Below are 18,184 nucleotides of genomic sequence, written 5' to 3'. Positions count from 1 at the left end.
GCACACTCTCCTGCTGTTTTTTGACCCCAATCCCTCTTCTGGCAAGAGAATTGCAATTTTCTTCCGACGACCTGTACGTGGGGCGGATAGCATCATGCTGGAGGAATCTATGTTGAGTCTTCGCGCAGTGAATCATTATTACGGTAATCAACACTCCCTATGGGATGTGGATCTCGACCTGCTGCCCGGTAAATGTACCGGTGTGTTGGGGCTTCCAGGGATGGGAAAGACTACACTGACCAATTGCATTATCGGCAATTTACCGATCGAAAGCGGCACCATGTTCTGGCATCAGGCTGGCGCACCACCGCGCGACCTGAGTCCCATTCCGGCGGCAAATCGCATCGCGCTGGGCATTAACTACGTTTCACAAGAGAGACGGATTTTTTCGCAATTGACGGTAGAGGAAAATCTGCATATTGCGCGCCAGGCGGTTGAGGAAAGCGAAACGATGAACAGCAGTGATATTTACCGCCTGTTTCCACAGTTGTTCGTACTGCGTCAGGCCAAAGGGGCGGCATTATCGGAAGATGATCAGCACCAGCTTGCGCTCGCCAGCGCGCTGGTCACACGCCCGCGCCTGCTGATCCTCGATGAGCCCACGCGGGGAAGTGGCCAGGCATATATCCACAAACTGGGGAACCTGGTGGTAAGGTTAAGCCAGGAGCTCGGCATCGCCATAATGCTCGCGGAGCAGAGCCTGCCGTTTATTCGTCGGGTCGCTGACTGCTACTGCCTGTTACACCGTGGGCGCAACGTGGCTCAGGGGCAAATCACACAGCTCAGCAACCCGCTAATCACCGACTGGGGGGCGCTACAGACAAAACGCTAAGATCGATATAACGTCCTGTCGATGCCCGCTCCGGCTCTTCTGCCAGCCAGGGAATTTCCCCCAGCAGCGGAGCCGCAAGCACACGCCTGAGCGTTGCCATATATTCAGCATGACGCTTGCCAGGTGGCGTCACATCATTGGCGACCCATCCGGCAAGCGTCAGTCCGGCCTGCTGCACCGCCTGGGCGGTCAGCACAGCGTGGTTGATGCAGCCGAGCTTAACGCCAACCACCAGAATAACCGGCAACTGCTCTGTTTTTACCCAATCAGCAAAACTCAGCGTTGGCGAAAGCGGCGTAAACCACCCGCCAGCACCTTCCACCAGCACCCAGTCAGCCTGTTGTTCCAGCGCGCGTAAACCCGCAGACATTACAGAGGCCTGAATGGGGCGACCTTCGTCCGCGCTGATGATATGCGGTGAGGTAGGTTCCGCGAAGGTATAGGGGTTGATAGCCGCATAGTCCACCGTCACAACGCTGTTGCGCTGTAATGCCAGGGCATCGCTATTGCGCAGACCTTCAACCGTCATTTCACTGCCCGACGCCACTGGCTTATAGCCGACGGTTCGCAATCCCCTCTGCCCCGCCGCCTGTAGCAACGCACAGCTGGCGATAGTTTTCCCCACTTCGGTATCCGTCCCGGTGACAAAAAAAGTGTTAATCACGTTGAATCACTCCCAAAAATAGATGATAGGTCAGCGGATATTTCCCCTGCTGGCAGGGCCAGGCTAGCTGTAGCTGGCGCAGCTGTGAGCGGGTGAGGACGCGCGGCTCGCGGCCATCATGCAAATGCGTCGCGCCAATGCCCTTCAGCGAGCGCATGGCGCTCAGCGCATCGTCAAACCACAGCGTGACGGCATGAGACTGGTATTCAACGTCCCACCCATGCAGGGTGTTTTCCAGTTGCTCCACGGGCAAAAAACGATTGGCGTGCTCCCGCTCATCAACTGCTCGCCACGCCTGACGAAGTTCCGGCATTGACCCCTGCGCCAGGGTACTAAACGCCACCATCCCGCCAGGACGCACCACCCGGTAAAGCTCACGTAACGCGCCGCGCAGATCGCTGCACCACTGTACGGCCAGATTGCTCCAGGCCAGGTCGAAAGTAGCAGCAGCCTGCGGAATGGCTTCAATATCCGCCAACAGATAGCGGTGGGCGACATCGTGACGCTGCGCTTCAGTCAGCATTTGCGCCGACAGATCCAGCGCGCAGACCTCGCTCCCCTGCTCCCGCCAGTAACGGCTCATACGCCCGGGTCCGCAGCCCGCATCTAAAACCTGAGAGAATGCCCGACCATCGAGTCGTGCCAGTAACGCATCGGCGCTCTGACGCTGGAGTTCCGCGTGTTGCTCATAGTGAGTAGCCGCGCGGCCAAACGCGGCAGCAATCGCCTGCTTATTGACCTGCGCCATGCAGCACCTCCAGTAAGCGATCGATATCCTGGACTTCATGCGCCTGGGTCAGCGTAAGCCGCAGCCTGGCCGTACCAACCGGCACCGTCGGTGGGCGAATAGCCGTCACCCAGCATCCCTGTTGACGTAATGCCTCCGCCAGTTGCAAGGCTTTATGATTGTCGCCCACGATCAGTGGCTGAATGGCGCTGTCTGACTGCGCCAGCGTTAAGTCCGGCGTATTCACCCCAGCGCGAAAACGCTGGATCAGCATCGCCAGTTTTTCTCTGCGCTCATCGCCTTCGCGGCTGCGGATCACCTCCAGCGCGGCGCGCAAGGCCTGGGCCTGCGCCGGAGGCATACTGGTGCTGTAGATCAGATGACGGGCAAACTGCAGCAGATAATCGGCCACGCTGTCTGAGCACAAGATTGCTGCGCCGCTGACGCCAAAACCTTTGCCAAACGTCACCACTAACAGCTCGGGTTTCACCTGCTGTCGGGAGCACGAGCCGCGCCCTTCCTCACCGCTGACGCCAATCCCGTGCGCATCATCCACCAGCAACCACGCGCCCTGCCGCTCTGCTACCGCGTGAATTTCCGCCAGCGGTGCGCTATCGCCATCCATGCTGAACACACCTTCAGTGACCACGAGTTGTTGCCCCGGACAGGGGGTTGTCAGCAGACGTTCCAGATGTTGCGGATCGTTATGGGTAAAGCGACGTAGCACGGCAGGGCTATGGCTGGCAGCTTCCAGCAGTGAGGCATGGCTGAGTCGGTCAGCAACAATCCGGTCCTCTTTGCCCATCAGCGCGGCAATGACCGCCTGATTAGCGGCAAAACCGGAGATAAACAGCAGCGCCCGGGAATAGCCGAGCCATTGCGCCAGCTCATCTTCCAGCGCCTGATGAGCAACGGAATAACCGCTCACATGACCCGAGCCGCCGCTGCCGACGCCAAAACGCTCAGCGCCTTGCTGCCACGCGCAGATAATATGCGGATGGTGGCTTAAGCCAAGGTAGTCGTTGCTGGAAAAGTTCAGGTACTGGCGACCTTCGGCCTGCAGCCAGCGACCGGCGCCCTGCGTCACCGCATAGCGCCGACGCAACGCATCAGCACGACGACGCGCCGTTAACGCATCGTCTATTTTTTGCTGCCAGGTCATACGGTTGCCGCGTTGTAGTATTCGTCGGTATCCGGGGTACGCAGCGCCTGTTCCAGGCGTTGCTGCTGTTCGTTATCGCCTGCCAGCACCGCCGTTTGCTGCGGATTGAGACCCAGCTTGCGAAACAACAGCAAATCCTTATCTTCGTTCGGGTTCGGCGTGGTCAGCAGTTTGCAGCCGTAGAAAATCGAGTTAGCTCCGGCCATAAAGCACATCGCCTGGGTTTGTTCGTTCATCTGCTCGCGTCCGGCTGAAAGACGGACATATGAAGTCGGCATCATGATCCGCGCCACGGCGATAGTACGAATAAAATCAAAAGCATCCACATCGTCGTTATCGGCAAGCGGCGTGCCTTTCACTTTCACCAGCATGTTGATCGGCACGCTTTCTGGCGGCGTTGGCAGATTAGCTAATTGCAGCAACAGACCCGCGCGGTCGGTCACCGTTTCCCCCAGTCCCACAATCCCGCCGGAGCAAACTTTAATGCCCGCCTCACGCACTTTATCCAGCGTATCCAGGCGCTCCTGGTACGAACGGGTTGTGATGATATTGCCGTAGAATTCCGGCGAGGTGTCGAGGTTATGGTTGTAGTAGTCCAGACCCGCATTGGCCAGTCGCTGGGCCTGATTTTCGTTCAGCGTACCCAGCGTCATACACGCTTCCAGCCCCAGTTCTTTTACGCCCTGAACCATCTGTTCCAGGTAAGGCATGTCGCGTTCGTGTGGATTCTTCCACGCCGCGCCCATGCAAAACCGCGTTGAACCGGCCTGTTTCGCTTTACGCGCTGAGTCCAGTACCTGTTCAACCTCCATCAAACGTTCCGTTTCCAGACCGGTTTTATAGCGGGAGCTTTGCGGGCAGTATTTGCAGTCTTCCGGGCAGGCACCGGTCTTAATCGACAGCAGCGTACTGACCTGAACCTGCCGCGGATCAAAGTGCTGACGGTGAACCTGCTGCGCTTCAAACAGCAGATCCAACAGCGGTTTTTCAAATAATTCGGTGACTTGCGACATTGTCCAGCGAGAAGAATGAGCCATATTGGTATACGTTTCGTTATGAGTTTGGTGTAGACTCGTAAACCTAAATCTTTTTAATTTGGTTTACAAGTCGATTATGACAACGGACGATCTTGCGTTTGACCAACGCCATATCTGGCACCCTTACACCTCCATGACCTCCCCGTTACCGGTTTATCCGGTGGCGCGTGCCGAAGGTTGCGAACTGATTTTAGCCAGCGGTGAGAGGCTGATAGACGGCATGTCGTCCTGGTGGGCGGCGATCCACGGTTACAATCATCCACAGCTGAACGCCGCGATGAAAACGCAGATTGATGCCATGTCACATGTGATGTTTGGCGGCATTACCCATGCCCCGGCCATTGCGCTGTGCCGCCAGTTGGTGGCGATGACGCCAGAGGCGCTGGAGTGCGTTTTTCTCGCGGATTCAGGTTCGGTCGCCGTAGAAGTAGCAATGAAAATGGCGCTGCAATACTGGCAGGCCAAAGGCGAATCCCGTCAGCGTTTCCTGACATTTCGAAACGGTTATCACGGCGATACCTTCGGCGCGATGTCGGTCTGCGATCCCGACAACTCGATGCACAGTCTGTGGAAGGGTTATCTGCCGGAGAACCTGTTTGCGCCCGCCCCGCAAAGCCGCATGGACGGCGAGTGGGACGAACTGGATATGGTGCCTTTTGCCCGCCTGATGGCCGCGCATCGCCACGAGATTGCGGCGGTGATCCTTGAGCCGATTGTGCAGGGCGCTGGCGGCATGCGCATGTATCATCCCGAATGGTTAAAGCGCATCCGTAAGATGTGCGACCGTGAAGGTATCCTGCTGATTGCCGATGAAATCGCCACCGGATTTGGTCGTACAGGCAAGCTTTTTGCCTGTGAACACGCCAACATAACCCCGGACATTTTGTGTCTGGGCAAAGCGTTAACCGGCGGAACCATGACCCTTTCCGCCACCCTGACCACGCGTCAGGTCGCGGAAACCATCAGCAACGGTGAAGCCGGATGCTTCATGCACGGTCCAACCTTTATGGGTAATCCGCTGGCCTGCGCCGTCGCCTCCGCCAGCCTGTCGTTACTCGAAACCGGTGAGTGGCGCTCACAGGTAGCGGCTATTGAAGCGCAACTGCGAACAGAACTCGCCCCGGCGGCAGACTCCAGTTGGGTAGCCGACGTGCGCGTACTCGGCGCCATCGGTGTGATCGAAACCACGCATCCGGTGAATATGGCGGCGTTACAGAAGTTCTTTGTTGAACAGGGTGTGTGGGTACGACCGTTTGGCAAACTGATCTATCTGATGCCGCCGTACATTATTCAGCCCGATCAGTTGCGTCGTCTGACCCAGGCCGTAAACGAGGCTGTGCGCAGTGCAACATTTTTTAGCGATTAATCAGCGGTAAGCTCTACGGTTTCTGGCTACACTTTTTGGCTAACGAGAGGAGTCAGCATGAAACTAATCAGTAACGATCTGCGCGATGGCGAAAAGCTTGCGCATCGCCACGTCTTTAACGGCATGGGATATGACGGGGATAATATTTCCCCGCATCTGGCGTGGGATGACGTGCCAGCAGGGACCAAAAGCTTTGTCGTGACCTGCTACGATCCTGATGCGCCAACCGGCTCCGGCTGGTGGCACTGGGTGGTGGTAAATCTGCCAGCAGATACCCGCGTACTCACGCAAGGCTTCGGCTCCGGGCTGGTTGCGCTGCCGGATGGGGTGATTCAGACCCGTACGGATTTTGGGAAAGCAGGTTATGGTGGTGCTGCGCCGCCGAAGGGTGAAACCCATCGCTATATCTTTACGGTTCACGCGCTGGATGTGGAGCGTATTGATGTCGATAAGGACGCCAGCGGCGCGATGGTTGGCTTTAACGTTCACTTCCACTCGCTCGCCAGCGCCTCGATTACGGCGATGTTCAGTTAAGCTGTGTTGTGCCGGATGTCGGCTTCGCCGCATCCGGCCTACTAAACAAGGCTTCTCTACAGAAATTCAGGCAACAATTTCAACAATGTCCCCTGGGCTAACAGTTCGGTTGCACATTCAATATCCGGAGCAAAAAAGCGATCCTGCGTATAGTGGGCAACCTGCTCGCGCAGAGCCTGGCGCGCCAGCTCCAGCAGCGGGCTTGAGGTTAACCCTTCACGCAGGTCAATCCCCTGACACGCCGCCAGCCACTCCACGGCAATCACGCCGCGCGTATTCGCAGCCATCTCCCACAACCTGCGGCCCGCTGCCGGTGCCATAGACACATGATCTTCCTGGTTGGCGGAGGTCGGCAGGCTGTCCACGCTGTGCGGATGCGCCAGCGCTTTGTTCTCGCTCGCCAGCGCGGCCGCGGTTACCTGAGCAATCATAAAGCCGGAGTTCACCCCGCCGTTTTTCACCAGGAACGGCGGCAACTGCGACATATGTTTGTCCATCATCAGCGCAATGCGTCGCTCTGATAACGCCCCGATTTCCGCAATCGCCAGCGCCAGATTATCTGCCGCCATCGCCACCGGTTCAGCATGGAAGTTGCCGCCGGAAATGACATCGCCCTCTTCGGCAAACACCAGCGGGTTGTCGGAAACCGCGTTGGCTTCTACCAGTAAGACCTCCATTACCTGACGCATTTGCGTCAGGCACGCCCCCATCACCTGCGGCTGACAGCGCAAAGAATACGGATCCTGCACTTTTTCACAGTTATGATGCGACTGAGAAAGTGCGCTGGTGTCGGTCAACACATGGCGGTACAGCGCTGCGGCATCAATCTGCCCACGCTGTCCTCGTGCGGCATGAATACGGGCATCAAACGGACGACGAGAGCCCAATACCGCTTCGGTGGTCAGCGCCCCACACACCGTCGCAGACGCGAACAGCTCCTGGGCTTCAATTAACCCACGCAGCGCAAAGGCTGTGGAAGCCTGGGTACCGTTGAGCAGCGCCAGCCCTTCTTTCGCCTCCAGCGTAATCGGCTCCAGTCCGGCCTTTTTCAGCGCTTCAGTCGCCGGAAGCCATTCCCCCTGCCAGCGCGCTTTACCTTCGCCCAGCAGCGTCAGAGACATATGCGCCAGCGGTGCCAGATCGCCCGATGCGCCCACTGACCCTTTCGCCGGGATCAGCGGATACACCCCGGCATTCACCAGCGCAATCAGCGCTTCAATCACGCTGAGACGAATACCCGAAAAACCCCGCGCCAGGCTGTTGATTTTCAGCACCATAATCAGGCGAACCATCGCGTCATCGAGCGCCTCACCAACGCCTGCCGCATGGGAAAGCACCAGAGAACGCTGTAAATTCTGCAAATCTTCCGTGGCGATACGGGTCTGAGCCAGCAGGCCAAAGCCGGTATTAATGCCATACGCCGTACGGCCTTCAGCGACAATATTATTGACGCAGGCGACGCTTGCGTTGATCGCATCAATCGCCCCGGCATCCAGGCTCAGTTTGACCGGCTGCTGCCAGATGTCGCGCAGTTGCGCAAAGCTCAGATGACCCGGCGTTAATGTCATGGTGTTCATATCAACGTTTCTCCTGCGTCGCCGCGACCATCGGCAAATTCAGCCCTTCTTCGACGGCGCATTCCACCGCAATGTCATACCCGGCGTCGGCGTGGCGCATCACCCCGGTAGCCGGATCGTTATGTAATACCCGGGCGATACGCGCTGCGGCTTCATCAGTGCCATCGCAAACAATCACCATCCCGGCATGCTGGGAGAAGCCCATTCCTACCCCGCCACCGTGATGCAGTGACACCCAGGTTGCACCGCTGGCGGTGTTAAGCAGCGCGTTCAGCAGCGGCCAATCGGATACTGCATCAGAACCGTCGCGCATGGCTTCGGTTTCGCGGTTCGGGCTGGCGACGGAGCCGGAATCCAGATGATCACGGCCAATAACAATCGGCGCAGACACTTCGCCGCTGCGCACCATTTCATTAAACGCCAGCCCCAGTTTTTGACGCCATTCCAGACCGACCCAGCAAATACGCGCCGGTAATCCCTGGAAGTTAATCCGCTCACGCGCCATATCCAGCCAGTGGTGCAGATGTTTATCGTCAGCCACGATCTCTTTCACTTTGGCATCCGTTTTATAAATATCCTGCGGATCGCCGGAAAGCGCTACCCAACGGAACGGGCCAATGCCGCGGCAGAACAGGGGGCGAATATAAGCAGGGACGAAACCGGGGAAATCAAAGGCGTTTTCCACGCCCATCTCTTTGGCCATCTGGCGAATGTTGTTGCCGTAATCAAACGTCGGCACGCCCATTTTGCTGAACGCCAGCATTGCCTCAACGTGCGTTGCCATTGAGCGTTTCGCCGCCTGTACCGTGCCCTGCGGATCGGACACCGCTTTCGCCTGATACGCTTCCCAGCTCCAACCGGACGGCAGATAACCATGCAGCGGATCGTGGGCGCTGGTCTGGTCAGTGACCATATCCGGGCGCACACCGCGCTTCACCAGTTCCGGCACAACGTCGGCGGCGTTAGCGCATAGCGCAATGGAGACCGCTTTACCCTCGCGGGTGTACTTTTCGATACGCGCCAGCGCGTCGTCAAGCGATGTCGCCTGCTCGTCCACGTAGCGGGTACGCAGACGGAAATCGATCCGGCTTTGCTGACACTCAATATTCAGCGAGCAAGCACCTGCCAGCGTTGCGGCTAACGGTTGCGCCCCACCCATGCCGCCCAGCCCGGCGGTCAGCACCCAGCGTCCGCTCAGGTTACCCTGATAATGCTGACGCCCGGCCTCAACGAAGGTTTCATAAGTCCCCTGCACGATGCCCTGGCTACCGATGTAGATCCAGCTCCCGGCGGTCATCTGGCCATACATCGCCAGCCCTTTGGCGTCCAGCTCGTTGAAGTGTTCCCAGGTAGCCCAATGTGGCACCAGGTTGGAGTTGGCAATCAGTACGCGCGGCGCATTGTCATGGGTTTTGAAAACGCCAACCGGTTTACCGGACTGGACCAGCAGGGTCTCATCGGTCTCCAGTTTGGTCAGCGCGTTGACGATGGCGTCATAACATTCCCAGTCCCGCGCGGCGCGACCAATCCCGCCGTATACCACCAGCTCATGCGGATTTTCCGCCACATCGGGATCCAGGTTGTTCATTAACATGCGCAGCGGCGCTTCGGTCAGCCAGCTTTTGGCCGTTAACGTGGTGCCGCGTGGGGCACGAATATCCTGCTGACGGTACTTGCTATGAGACATGGTAGAGCACTCCTCGCGAACGATCGGACAGATAAGTAACATATACTTGTCTATACAAGTTGTCGCAAGCGTGCTTTTAACAAAAAAGATACAATTTTATTATACTGCGGCAGCAATCACGCTTTTCAGGACATAAACCGCCCTTGCAGGCGATAGCGGGAACCCGGGAAGAGCAAACGGGCATGAGAGACAATGGATGACGCAGACCAGGTTTTACGGCGGATCAGCAAGCAGGGATCGTGTTCTTTGATATTCAGCAGCGCGCACTCTTCGGCACTGGCGCGGACCGCTTCAACAATATGCTCGCCTTCCGTTAAAGGGGCTATCAGCGACAGATAAGCGTGCGGCGTAGTCTGGCTGTAATCCTGCGCCAGATACGCTGGCACAATTTCGGCATTCACGCAGCGATCTTCAATCTGCACCGGCAGTTCGTTCTCGTAGTGCACCATGACAGAGTGAAAAATGGAGGTACCTTCTTTGACGTTTAACACCAAAGCCTGCTGCGCGCTTGCCTGGGTTCGTTCAAGCGTGATCACCTCGCAGCGGTGCTGATGCTGACGGGCGTTGATTTCATCCGCGATGCTGCGAATTTCAAACAGCGCAGACTGGCCCTTCGGCTCGGCGACAAACGTCCCTACGCCCTGCAAACGAACCAGTAACCCTTCATCCGTTAACTCACGCAGCGCCCGGTTGATGGTCATGCGGCTGAAACCATACTGCGCCACCAGCTCCGCCTCAGAGGGAATGCGATCGTGAGGTTGCCAGATACCGCTGGCAATCTTTTCGCTGATCTCCTGTTTGACCTTTTCGTAAAAAGGTGCCGGAGCAGAACGGGATGGGAGCATGCGTAAGCCTTCCTTAAGCTGAGAATGTGAGTGGGTACAGTTTACAGACATTACCCGAACCTGATAAGCGCAACGCCATCAGGTATATCAGTGCCACCAGTGCGCGATTTGCCAACCTAATCGCGCCGCAACGCGCGCCGCTCTGCCATCATCGTCAAAGCGTGGATTAAATTCAACCATATCCACCGCCTGCAGTTTACCGCTACGACACAGGGGTTCAATCAGATTCAGCAGCGTCGCCAACGGTACGCCCAGCGCAGCGGGTGCCGACACGCCGGGCATTTCCCACACCGGCAGCACGTCGAGATCGATAGTCAGATAGATAACATCCAGGTTGGCGACAAACTGCGCTAACTGCGCCTGCGCCGTTGCACAGAACAGATCCTCCACCACGGTCACACCGAGCCGTTGCGCCTCATCCCATAGCGCCTGGGTGTTTGCCGCCCGACTGACGCCGATACAGGCATAGTGAAATTCACGCTGCTGTTCATCGCAAAGCTGCGCCAGTTGGCGAAACGGTGTACCGGAAGTAGCCTGATCGGCATGGCGCAAATCGAGGTGCGCATCGAAGTTGACGATCCCCACTTTCGCCTGCGGGAACGCATCCAACACGCCTGCGCCGTGCGCAAATGCGGTTTCGTGTCCTCCCCCCAGAACAAAGGTACGTATATTCTCCTGCTGACAGCGCTGCACCGCATTGCGTAGCGCCTGCTGCGCGCCCTCAAGGTCGGGGGCCTGGGCCACAATATTTCCCAGATCTACCAGCCGATGATGCCCATCGTGGCTGGCTAAATTCGCCAGCGCCTTGCGCAGCACATCGGGCGCTCCGGCGGCTCCCGTCCGGCCCTGATTACGTTTCACGCCTTCGTCGCAGGCAAACCCGAGCAGCGCTATCTGCTCGCGATACATTTCTGGGCTAAATGTCGGGCTCAGCGTGATAGTCTGAAACAGGCGCAGCGCATTCGGCGATTCGGCGCGATCATCACGTCCCTGCCACAGCGCAGGTGAAACAGGTTGCCAGTGAGTCATACTATTTGTCCTTTGAATACGCGTTGGTAGAGCGGGTTGCGCCCCGGTTCATACAGGATCTCGACCGGGAGAGTGGCATCCCACACCACAAAATCGGCCACAAACCCGGCCTTCAATTGACCATGAGTGGTATGACGTCCCAGCGCCCGGGCCGCATGACGGGTGACGCCCGCCCATGCTTCTTCCGGCGTTAAGCCAAACTGAACGCAGGCCATATTCATCGCCCAGTGCAGGCTGATAAACGGGCTGGTACCTGGGTTAAAATCTGTCGCCACCGCCATCGGTACCTGATACTGACGCAGCAATGCCACCGGCGGACGCTGTTGCTCTTTAAGGAAATAGAATGCGCCGGGCAGCAGTACGCCGACCGTACCGCTTTGGCTCATCGCCGCTACGCCCGCTTCATCGAGATATTCAATATGATCGGCGGATAACCCGTGGTAGCGGCTTACCAGCTGTGCGCCACCCAGCAATGACAGCTGTTCAACATGGCCTTTAATCGGGATGCCCAACGCCTGCGCGGCCTGAAACACCCGCTCGCTCTGTGCCAACGAAAAACCCACGCTTTCACAAAACAGATCGACGGTCTCAAACAGCCCTTGTTCCCACAGCTGCGGCAAAATGGTCTCGCACACCAGCGTAATATAGCCGTCAGGATCATCCCGGTATTCTGCTGGAGTCGCATGGGCAGCCAACAGCGTGGGGCTTATTTCAATGATATTCTCCGCCGCCAGCGCCGCTGCCACACGCAATATTTTCTCTTCTGTCTGCAAATCCAGGCCGTAACCGGATTTTATTTCCAGCAAGGTAACGCCTTCTTTGATCAGCTGTTCCATACGCTGATGCGCTAGATGTAAGAGTTGCTCATCACTGGCGCTGCGGGTTGCTGATACGGTGGCATTGATACCCCCGCCCTGGGCGCTTATCTGCTGGTAGGAGACACCGTTTAGCCGCTGCTCCCATTCACCTGCGCGGTTTCCACCAAAGACCAGATGCGTATGACAGTCAATCAGGCCAGGTGTAATTAGCCTGCCCTGCATATCAAAGGTATTGTCATGTGTGAGATAGAGCGATGACTCCGGGACGATATCGCGAATCTTCCCCTGGCGGACGATCAGCGCATGACCCTCCACCAGCCCATACGGGGTGTTACGTTCGGGATCCATGGTCGCCAGACGAACATTGCGCCAGATAACATCATCAGGGAAGAATTGCTGCATTCGACTCACCACTTGTCATAGGTTGTATAGACATTTATTTTTGATTATACGGATGTTGTCAACCTGAAGGACCGTAATTGTTATGTATTTGTGATATAAGAACTCTCCGCGCCGGGCATTACGGCGATAAAAACAACTTTTTACCTTTTAACCTTCCCGTTTCGCTCAACTTAGTATAAAAAAGCAGGCTTCAATGGATAACTTTCAAAGCCCGGAGCAACCTGTGAACATATCATCAGTTTCCCGTCTGGCGCTGGCAATGGCTTTTGGCGTGACGCTGACCGCCTGTAGCTCTACGCCGCCCGATCAAATTCCTTCCGATCAGACCGCGCCAGGTACCTCTTCGCGCCCGATCTTGTCGGCCAATGAAGCGAATAACTTCGTTGCTGCGCACTATTTTTCCGCGCTGACGCCAAACACCGCGCCGTGGAGCCCTTCTGCTATTTCTCTGCCTGCACAGCCTGACTTCGTGGTTGGCCCGGCTGGGACTCAGGGCGTCACCCATACCAGCATTCAGGCTGCGGTTGATGCGGCAATCATCAAGCGTACTAACAAACGTCAGTACATCGCGATTATGCCGGGCGAGTATCAGGGCACGGTATATATCCCGGCAGCAACGGGAAGTCTGACGCTGTACGGCATGGGCGAAAAACCGCTGGATGTAAAAATTGGCCAGGCTATTGATGGTGACATGAGCACCGCAGACTGGCGTCGTACGGTGAACCCGGGCGGTAAATACATGCCGGGTAAACCGGCGTGGTATATGTTTGATAATTGCCAGAACAAGCGCGGCACAAATATTGGCGTGATGTGTTCTGCCGTCGTCTGGTCGCAAAATAACGGTCTGCAATTGCAGAACCTGACCATCGAAAACAATCTGGGTGACAGCGTTGATGCGGGTAATCACCCGGCCGTTGCGCTACGTACCGATGGCGATAAAGTGCAGATCAATAAGGTCAACATCCTCGGTCGCCAGAATACGTTTTTCGTGACTAACAGCGGCGTACAAAACCGTCTGGAAAACGATCGTCAACCGCGTACTTTGGTAACCAACAGCTACATTGAAGGGGATGTGGATATTGTTTCCGGTCGCGGCGCCGTGGTGTTCGATAACACCGATTTCCGCGTTGTGAACTCCCGTACGCAGCAGGAAGCCTATGTGTTTGCACCAGCGACGCTGTCAAACATCTACTACGGCTTCCTCGCCACAAATAGCCGCTTCACGGCGAGTGGTGATGGCGTGGCACAGTTGGGCCGCTCGCTGGATGTCGATTCGAACACTAACGGTCAGGTCGTTATCCGCGACAGCGTGATCAACGAAGGCTTTAACATGGCAAAACCATGGGCTGACAGCGTTATCTCGAAGCGTCCTTTTGCCGGTAATACCGGTGCACAAGATGACAAAGGTGAAATCCAGCGCAACCTGAACGACACCAACTTTAACCGCATGTGGGAATACAACAACCGCGGTATCGGTAGCAAAGTGGTTGCCGAACCGAAGCAGTAATCACAGCCATCAAACCGCTGGCGGGAACACTCCCGCCAGCCCCCTTCACCGCTTTCAACGTCTTTTCTTCACACAGGTCATATTTTCACCAATGCAGGTTTGAAATCGATCTATTTATAGCCAAAATAATTCGAGTTGTATGAAGGCAAGCCCAGGCGCTTACGTAAGTAAGTTACAGTAACGTTTAATTGGACAAATATTGTTTTGCCGCTAAACTCACTTTTTAACCTAAAATAGATAAAAAGCCAAGCCATATTAATTTTAATGTATGAGCATTGTCAATATATATCACTTTCCGGAAAAGGAAAATTACCGTAAATTTTTCTAAAAATAAATCAAAAAACCCGTTACGATATTTCCAATATATAATATATATATTGTGAAATTTTATTCAAAAACAACTCATCTGACCAGTAACCTTTATTCCTAATTATCCCATCACAGCTTTTGGCTTCTGGTGATTTACGAAAAATGCCGCATATAATATTTCGGCACAGTGAGTGCAGGGTTAATTTTTTACAGCAACTAATATCTAAGGATTTATGGATATGAAAAACATGATTCATTCATGGAAAAGGAAATCAGCGCAGTATCGTGAGCTGAAAAAGCAGAAAGGCGTGACGCTGCTTGAAATTATCATTGTACTGGGCATTATCGGTATTATTGCCGCCGGTGTGGTTATTCTGGCACAGCGTGCGTTTACATCTCAGGATATTTCAGACCTGACCGATAATACGAACTCTGTCCGTGTTGCGATGACAGAGGCGTATAAAGACTCCGCTGAATATCCGGCTCGCGCTGATTCAAATTCAGAAACAAAAGCTGGGATCGAGACATCACCTGGAACATCCGCAATCGTTGGTCTGGTCAAGATGGGTAAAATCGGTCCTAGCGAAGCGTTCAATGGATTCTCTAACGATGCTTTTGAAATTGGACCTGCAAAACTTTCCGCTACTGCCGCGAAGAATAAAGCTTTCTTTATGGTAATCAACGGACTGGAGAAGGAAGATTGCCGTAACATTGTGTCACAGATTGGTTCTCAATGGGATTATGTGGCGACCACTACAGCGGCTGCAGGTGCAATGTCTGGTAATGCTGCAGCAATTGATATCAGTGTTGAAGCGAACCCTGCTACTGGTATTTTGAAAACAACGACTGATGATAAGTTAACGCCTGCCAATATCGTCTTAACTGGTGTCTGTGACACTGATCCAACTGGTCCAACTAACGCTATCGTTTTAGGTAGCCGTTAATAAATACTGGCAATATTTTTTTAATTTGTTGTACTTATTCTGCCCTCTTTATTAGAGGGCAGTCCTTCTAAATGGACTTTATAAATGATAAGTAAGCACAGCACGAATGCTCACGGCCGTCAGGCAGGCGTCACCCTTCTTGAAATGATTGTTGTGCTTGCCATTATCGGCATGTGCCTGATGACTTATGCCAATTATAAACGAAAAGAAGCCCAGCAAAGTCACCAACTGATTGTCGCTGATATGATCGCCCGTGATATTTCCGGCGTGATGCGCTTTGTGGCACAAGACAAACTGGCTACCACGAATAGCGCACAACAAGCCAACCCACTATACGGAAAAAATACTCACGTCAATATCGCGAATTATGATAACCGCGTCACTAACAGGACATTACAGGATTCACCCGACAGGGATGATAATAATTTTTATTCCGGTTGGTCTGCTGCTGTGTCAACACAAACCGATGTATCGCCCACCCGGGGTTCTCGCTATCTGTTTCTGGGTAGCGAATGTAGAAATGGCAATATTGAGAAAGGGAAGCTGCCCTTCAAGCTGACGGAGTCTATGCTGCCGTGTGAACTGCGCCCTGGCGCCGAATCGCTGGGTCTGGTGCTGGAACGCGTGGACTTCGTCAACAACAATCGCACCAGCGGGTTGGGCATTGAACGTGTCGACTTCTATCTCGTCTACCAGAACGAGGTCGAGAACGAAGGCCTCCATTTTGCCGGATTTATTAAGCCGCTGGAAAAAGCGCTGAAAAGCGTCGATCTCGGTTATCTGCAGGCGGTGGTGTTTGAAGTCAACAATAGCGGTAATTTTAACCTGGTAACAACGGCCGCAGACCAACCGCTGCAGATGGGGGACGTTCCCAATAATCTGGACAGGCTCGATGCAAATAAACGTTACGGCATTCGCTTAAGCTTAGACAAAAACAGTGAAGATATTACTGCCGATGGTTCTGTTCCGGCTGCCAAGCTGTGCTGGAACGATGCCAAAGGCGAGGCCGGACCGTGTATTACGGCGATTGATGAAGACCGCCTGCTGATTACCAGCAGCGATGCAACGGACAAAGATAAAAACGAACCGGCGATGTGCTGGAGCAGAGAGCAAAACAAGAGCACGCTGTGCCTGGCGGCAATGAACAGCAACGGCGTCAATCCGGATGGCAGGCTTAATCCAGACGGCACGCCGTATAATCCAGACGATCGCATTCTGCATCTGCGTACCAGCGCGGATAAAACAGACGGTAGCGAAGTGGATCCTGCTTCGCCGAGCTCGCTCAAAGGCACCACCGGCACGCTGTACGCCAATATCGTGATGGAAAATACCTCGCGCAAGCATCCGGAAAAATGGTATGTGGCTTACAATGAAACTGATGCTGACAGGCTTAAAAACGGTATCCAGGATGATGATGACACCCTTAGATTCCCTAATCAATTTGCAGATGCTTTCCATGGTCAGTATGAGCTGGTGACGCCCACCACCACCTTTTATCAATCATTTAAAAACAATTATCCGCAGGGTAAAAAACCGGATGTTGCTGATGCTGACTATATAAACTGGAATAGTGAGGATAATTACAAAAATCTCTTCACTGAACCAGGCGTGATTCGTTTACCGTTGCAAACGTGTCCTAAAGTAACCGGTATCGATAAAGATCGTAAAACCAAGCTGCGTAGCCTCTATCCCCGCCTGTCGGTCGCCATATCATCTGTCGCGGCAGATGAGGATGATGGGGCAAACAAAACCGGTGGCTATTTCGACTATACCCAGCAGGGGGCAACCCGGACGAATAGCTACAAGAGTAAGAACGATCCGAAACCTGTGGGCGCGGTAGCAGCTGTGGCGATCCAGGCCAACATTGTGGTGAACAAAGATATTGTCTCTGCCAACGTCCCGGATAAAGCGAACGTAAACGGAATCTTTGAGGACTGGATCGCGGAGAAATGGTTTAAAGGCACAAGTAATAATCTGGACGAGCCCTTCTGGTTAATCAGCGCCGCGTCGGCAACGATTACCCCTGATGGCAAAAAAAATGTGAATAAAATAAACCCACAGTCTCTCTCAGTGGTAATTAACCAGTGGTGCAGCACAATCCCGCAGGGGGGAATGATTTCATCCGAAGGTCACGCCTGGACTGAGGCGGAGCCGAATAAGTATGTGCTCCATTCTCTTGTTGCGGAAGATAACGATCTTAAGTTTTATAAAGAAAACGGTAATGAACTTGATATTCCGGACCATGAAAGAATCACCTATTAATCATTGGAAGAGTAAGATGAAAAAAACATGGATAATTGGGGCTGCCGTGTCCGCATTATTAGGCAGCCAGGGAAGTTTTGCCGCCAGCGCACCAGCCGGGCAAAAAATTGACGCAGGGATGTTAACCACCACGCCAGTGAAAGAAAGTACAACCACACCGCGAAATCCCTTTTCCGGGGATGATACGGTGAAAAACGTCGCGCCTGTCAGTGCGCCAGTAGTGGAAATAAAAATTGATTTACTGGAAGAAGAGTTATTAAGCCAGCAGCTCTCAAAATGGGCGCAGCAAAATGGCTATAAGCTGCTCTGGAACAGCTCAACTGATTTTGTTATTTACAAGGCAATTCATTTGCAGGGTAAATCAACACAGGATGTGCTGGTTAAACTTGGACAAGTATTTACGTCAGAAAACTACGGGCTGGTGATTAAAGACTACCAGGCGAATAACGTACTGATCATTGATGAGCAGTAATTACGCAAGG

16 protein-coding genes are annotated in these 18,184 nt (G+C 54.4%); 7 read left to right on the top strand and 9 right to left on the bottom strand.

Features of this window, described 5'->3' with window-relative positions:
• Positions 1-109 precede the first annotated feature (109 nt).
• Positions 110-832 carry an ATP-binding cassette domain-containing protein gene (locus BZK42_RS09285; protein ID WP_047359446.1) on the top strand — a complete coding sequence of 241 codons (723 nt, stop codon included), beginning with the start codon at positions 110-112 and terminating at the stop codon, positions 830-832.
• On the opposite strand, the gene bioD is transcribed toward BZK42_RS09285, so the two are convergent.
• The 4 genes from bioD to bioB are packed head-to-tail and all read right to left on the bottom strand — an operon-like array spanning position 798 to position 4,422.
• Positions 798-1,496 carry a dethiobiotin synthase gene (gene bioD / locus BZK42_RS09280; RefSeq protein WP_047359447.1) on the bottom strand — a complete coding sequence of 233 codons (699 nt, stop codon included), beginning with the start codon at positions 1,494-1,496 and terminating at the stop codon, positions 798-800. The genes BZK42_RS09285 and bioD overlap by 35 nt on opposite strands.
• Entirely contained in the window at positions 1,489-2,244 is a 756-nt protein-coding gene (gene bioC, locus BZK42_RS09275) for a malonyl-ACP O-methyltransferase BioC (protein WP_047359448.1), read from the bottom strand. The genes bioD and bioC overlap by 8 nt, the downstream gene beginning before the upstream one ends.
• Positions 2,228-3,385 (bottom strand): 8-amino-7-oxononanoate synthase, encoded by a 1,158-nt coding sequence (bioF, locus tag BZK42_RS09270; protein ID WP_016152340.1) that lies wholly within the window; start codon positions 3,383-3,385, stop codon positions 2,228-2,230. Before bioF ends, bioC begins: the two co-directional genes overlap by 17 nt.
• Positions 3,382-4,422: a biotin synthase BioB gene (gene bioB / locus BZK42_RS09265; RefSeq protein WP_029139462.1), complete on the bottom strand. Its 1,041-nt coding sequence runs from the start codon at positions 4,420-4,422 to the stop codon at positions 3,382-3,384. The genes bioF and bioB overlap by 4 nt, the downstream gene beginning before the upstream one ends.
• A gap of 76 nt (positions 4,423-4,498) precedes the next feature.
• Between bioB and bioA the strand changes: the two genes are divergently transcribed.
• Positions 4,499-5,788 (top strand): adenosylmethionine--8-amino-7-oxononanoate transaminase, encoded by a 1,290-nt coding sequence (gene bioA / locus BZK42_RS09260; protein ID WP_046274629.1) that lies wholly within the window; start codon positions 4,499-4,501, stop codon positions 5,786-5,788.
• A gap of 57 nt (positions 5,789-5,845) precedes the next feature.
• Positions 5,846-6,322: a kinase inhibitor gene (locus tag BZK42_RS09255; RefSeq protein WP_080859034.1), complete on the top strand. Its 477-nt coding sequence runs from the start codon at positions 5,846-5,848 to the stop codon at positions 6,320-6,322.
• Between the two features lie 56 nt (positions 6,323-6,378).
• On the opposite strand, the gene hutH is transcribed toward BZK42_RS09255, so the two are convergent.
• From hutH to hutI, 5 genes are all read right to left on the bottom strand, one after another.
• Entirely contained in the window at positions 6,379-7,899 is a 1,521-nt protein-coding gene (gene hutH / locus BZK42_RS09250; protein ID WP_080859033.1) for a histidine ammonia-lyase, read from the bottom strand.
• 1 nt (position 7,900) lies between these two features.
• Positions 7,901-9,586 (bottom strand): urocanate hydratase, encoded by a 1,686-nt coding sequence (gene hutU / locus BZK42_RS09245; RefSeq protein WP_049043080.1) that lies wholly within the window; start codon positions 9,584-9,586, stop codon positions 7,901-7,903.
• Positions 9,587-9,711: 125 nt separating this feature from the next.
• Positions 9,712-10,431, bottom strand: coding sequence for a histidine utilization repressor (locus tag BZK42_RS09240; RefSeq protein ID WP_016152334.1), 720 nt, complete (start codon positions 10,429-10,431; stop codon positions 9,712-9,714).
• A gap of 87 nt (positions 10,432-10,518) precedes the next feature.
• Positions 10,519-11,460 carry a formimidoylglutamase gene (hutG, locus tag BZK42_RS09235; protein WP_047359451.1) on the bottom strand — a complete coding sequence of 314 codons (942 nt, stop codon included), beginning with the start codon at positions 11,458-11,460 and terminating at the stop codon, positions 10,519-10,521.
• A complete protein-coding gene (gene hutI / locus BZK42_RS09230; protein WP_046274624.1) occupies positions 11,457-12,680 on the bottom strand; it encodes an imidazolonepropionase in 1,224 nt (407 codons plus the stop codon). Before hutI ends, hutG begins: the two co-directional genes overlap by 4 nt.
• A 223-nt stretch (positions 12,681-12,903) precedes the next feature.
• Between hutI and BZK42_RS09225 the strand changes: the two genes are divergently transcribed.
• The 4 genes from BZK42_RS09225 to BZK42_RS09210 all read left to right on the top strand — a co-directional run bounded on the left by BZK42_RS09225 (position 12,904) and on the right by BZK42_RS09210 (position 18,174).
• Positions 12,904-14,187, top strand: coding sequence for a putative acyl-CoA thioester hydrolase (locus BZK42_RS09225; protein WP_046274669.1), 1,284 nt, complete (start codon positions 12,904-12,906; stop codon positions 14,185-14,187).
• 548 nt (positions 14,188-14,735) lie between these two features.
• On the top strand, positions 14,736-15,440 hold the full coding sequence (locus BZK42_RS09220; protein ID WP_046274623.1) for a type IV pilus major pilin: 705 nt from the start codon (positions 14,736-14,738) through the stop codon (positions 15,438-15,440).
• Positions 15,441-15,524: 84 nt separating this feature from the next.
• The gene (locus tag BZK42_RS09215) at positions 15,525-17,702 is read left to right on the top strand and encodes a type II secretion system protein (protein ID WP_080859032.1); all 2,178 of its coding nucleotides are present in this window, start codon (positions 15,525-15,527) and stop codon (positions 17,700-17,702) included.
• Between the two features lie 16 nt (positions 17,703-17,718).
• Positions 17,719-18,174 (top strand): TcpQ domain-containing protein, encoded by a 456-nt coding sequence (locus BZK42_RS09210; protein WP_046274621.1) that lies wholly within the window; start codon positions 17,719-17,721, stop codon positions 18,172-18,174.
• The last annotated feature ends 10 nt before the right edge of the window (positions 18,175-18,184 follow it).

This window comes from Citrobacter braakii (assembly GCF_002075345.1).
Classification (GTDB): domain Bacteria; phylum Pseudomonadota; class Gammaproteobacteria; order Enterobacterales; family Enterobacteriaceae; genus Citrobacter; species Citrobacter braakii.
Note: the sequence above shows the minus strand (reverse complement) of the source record. Positions and strands in the feature narration are given on the sequence as shown.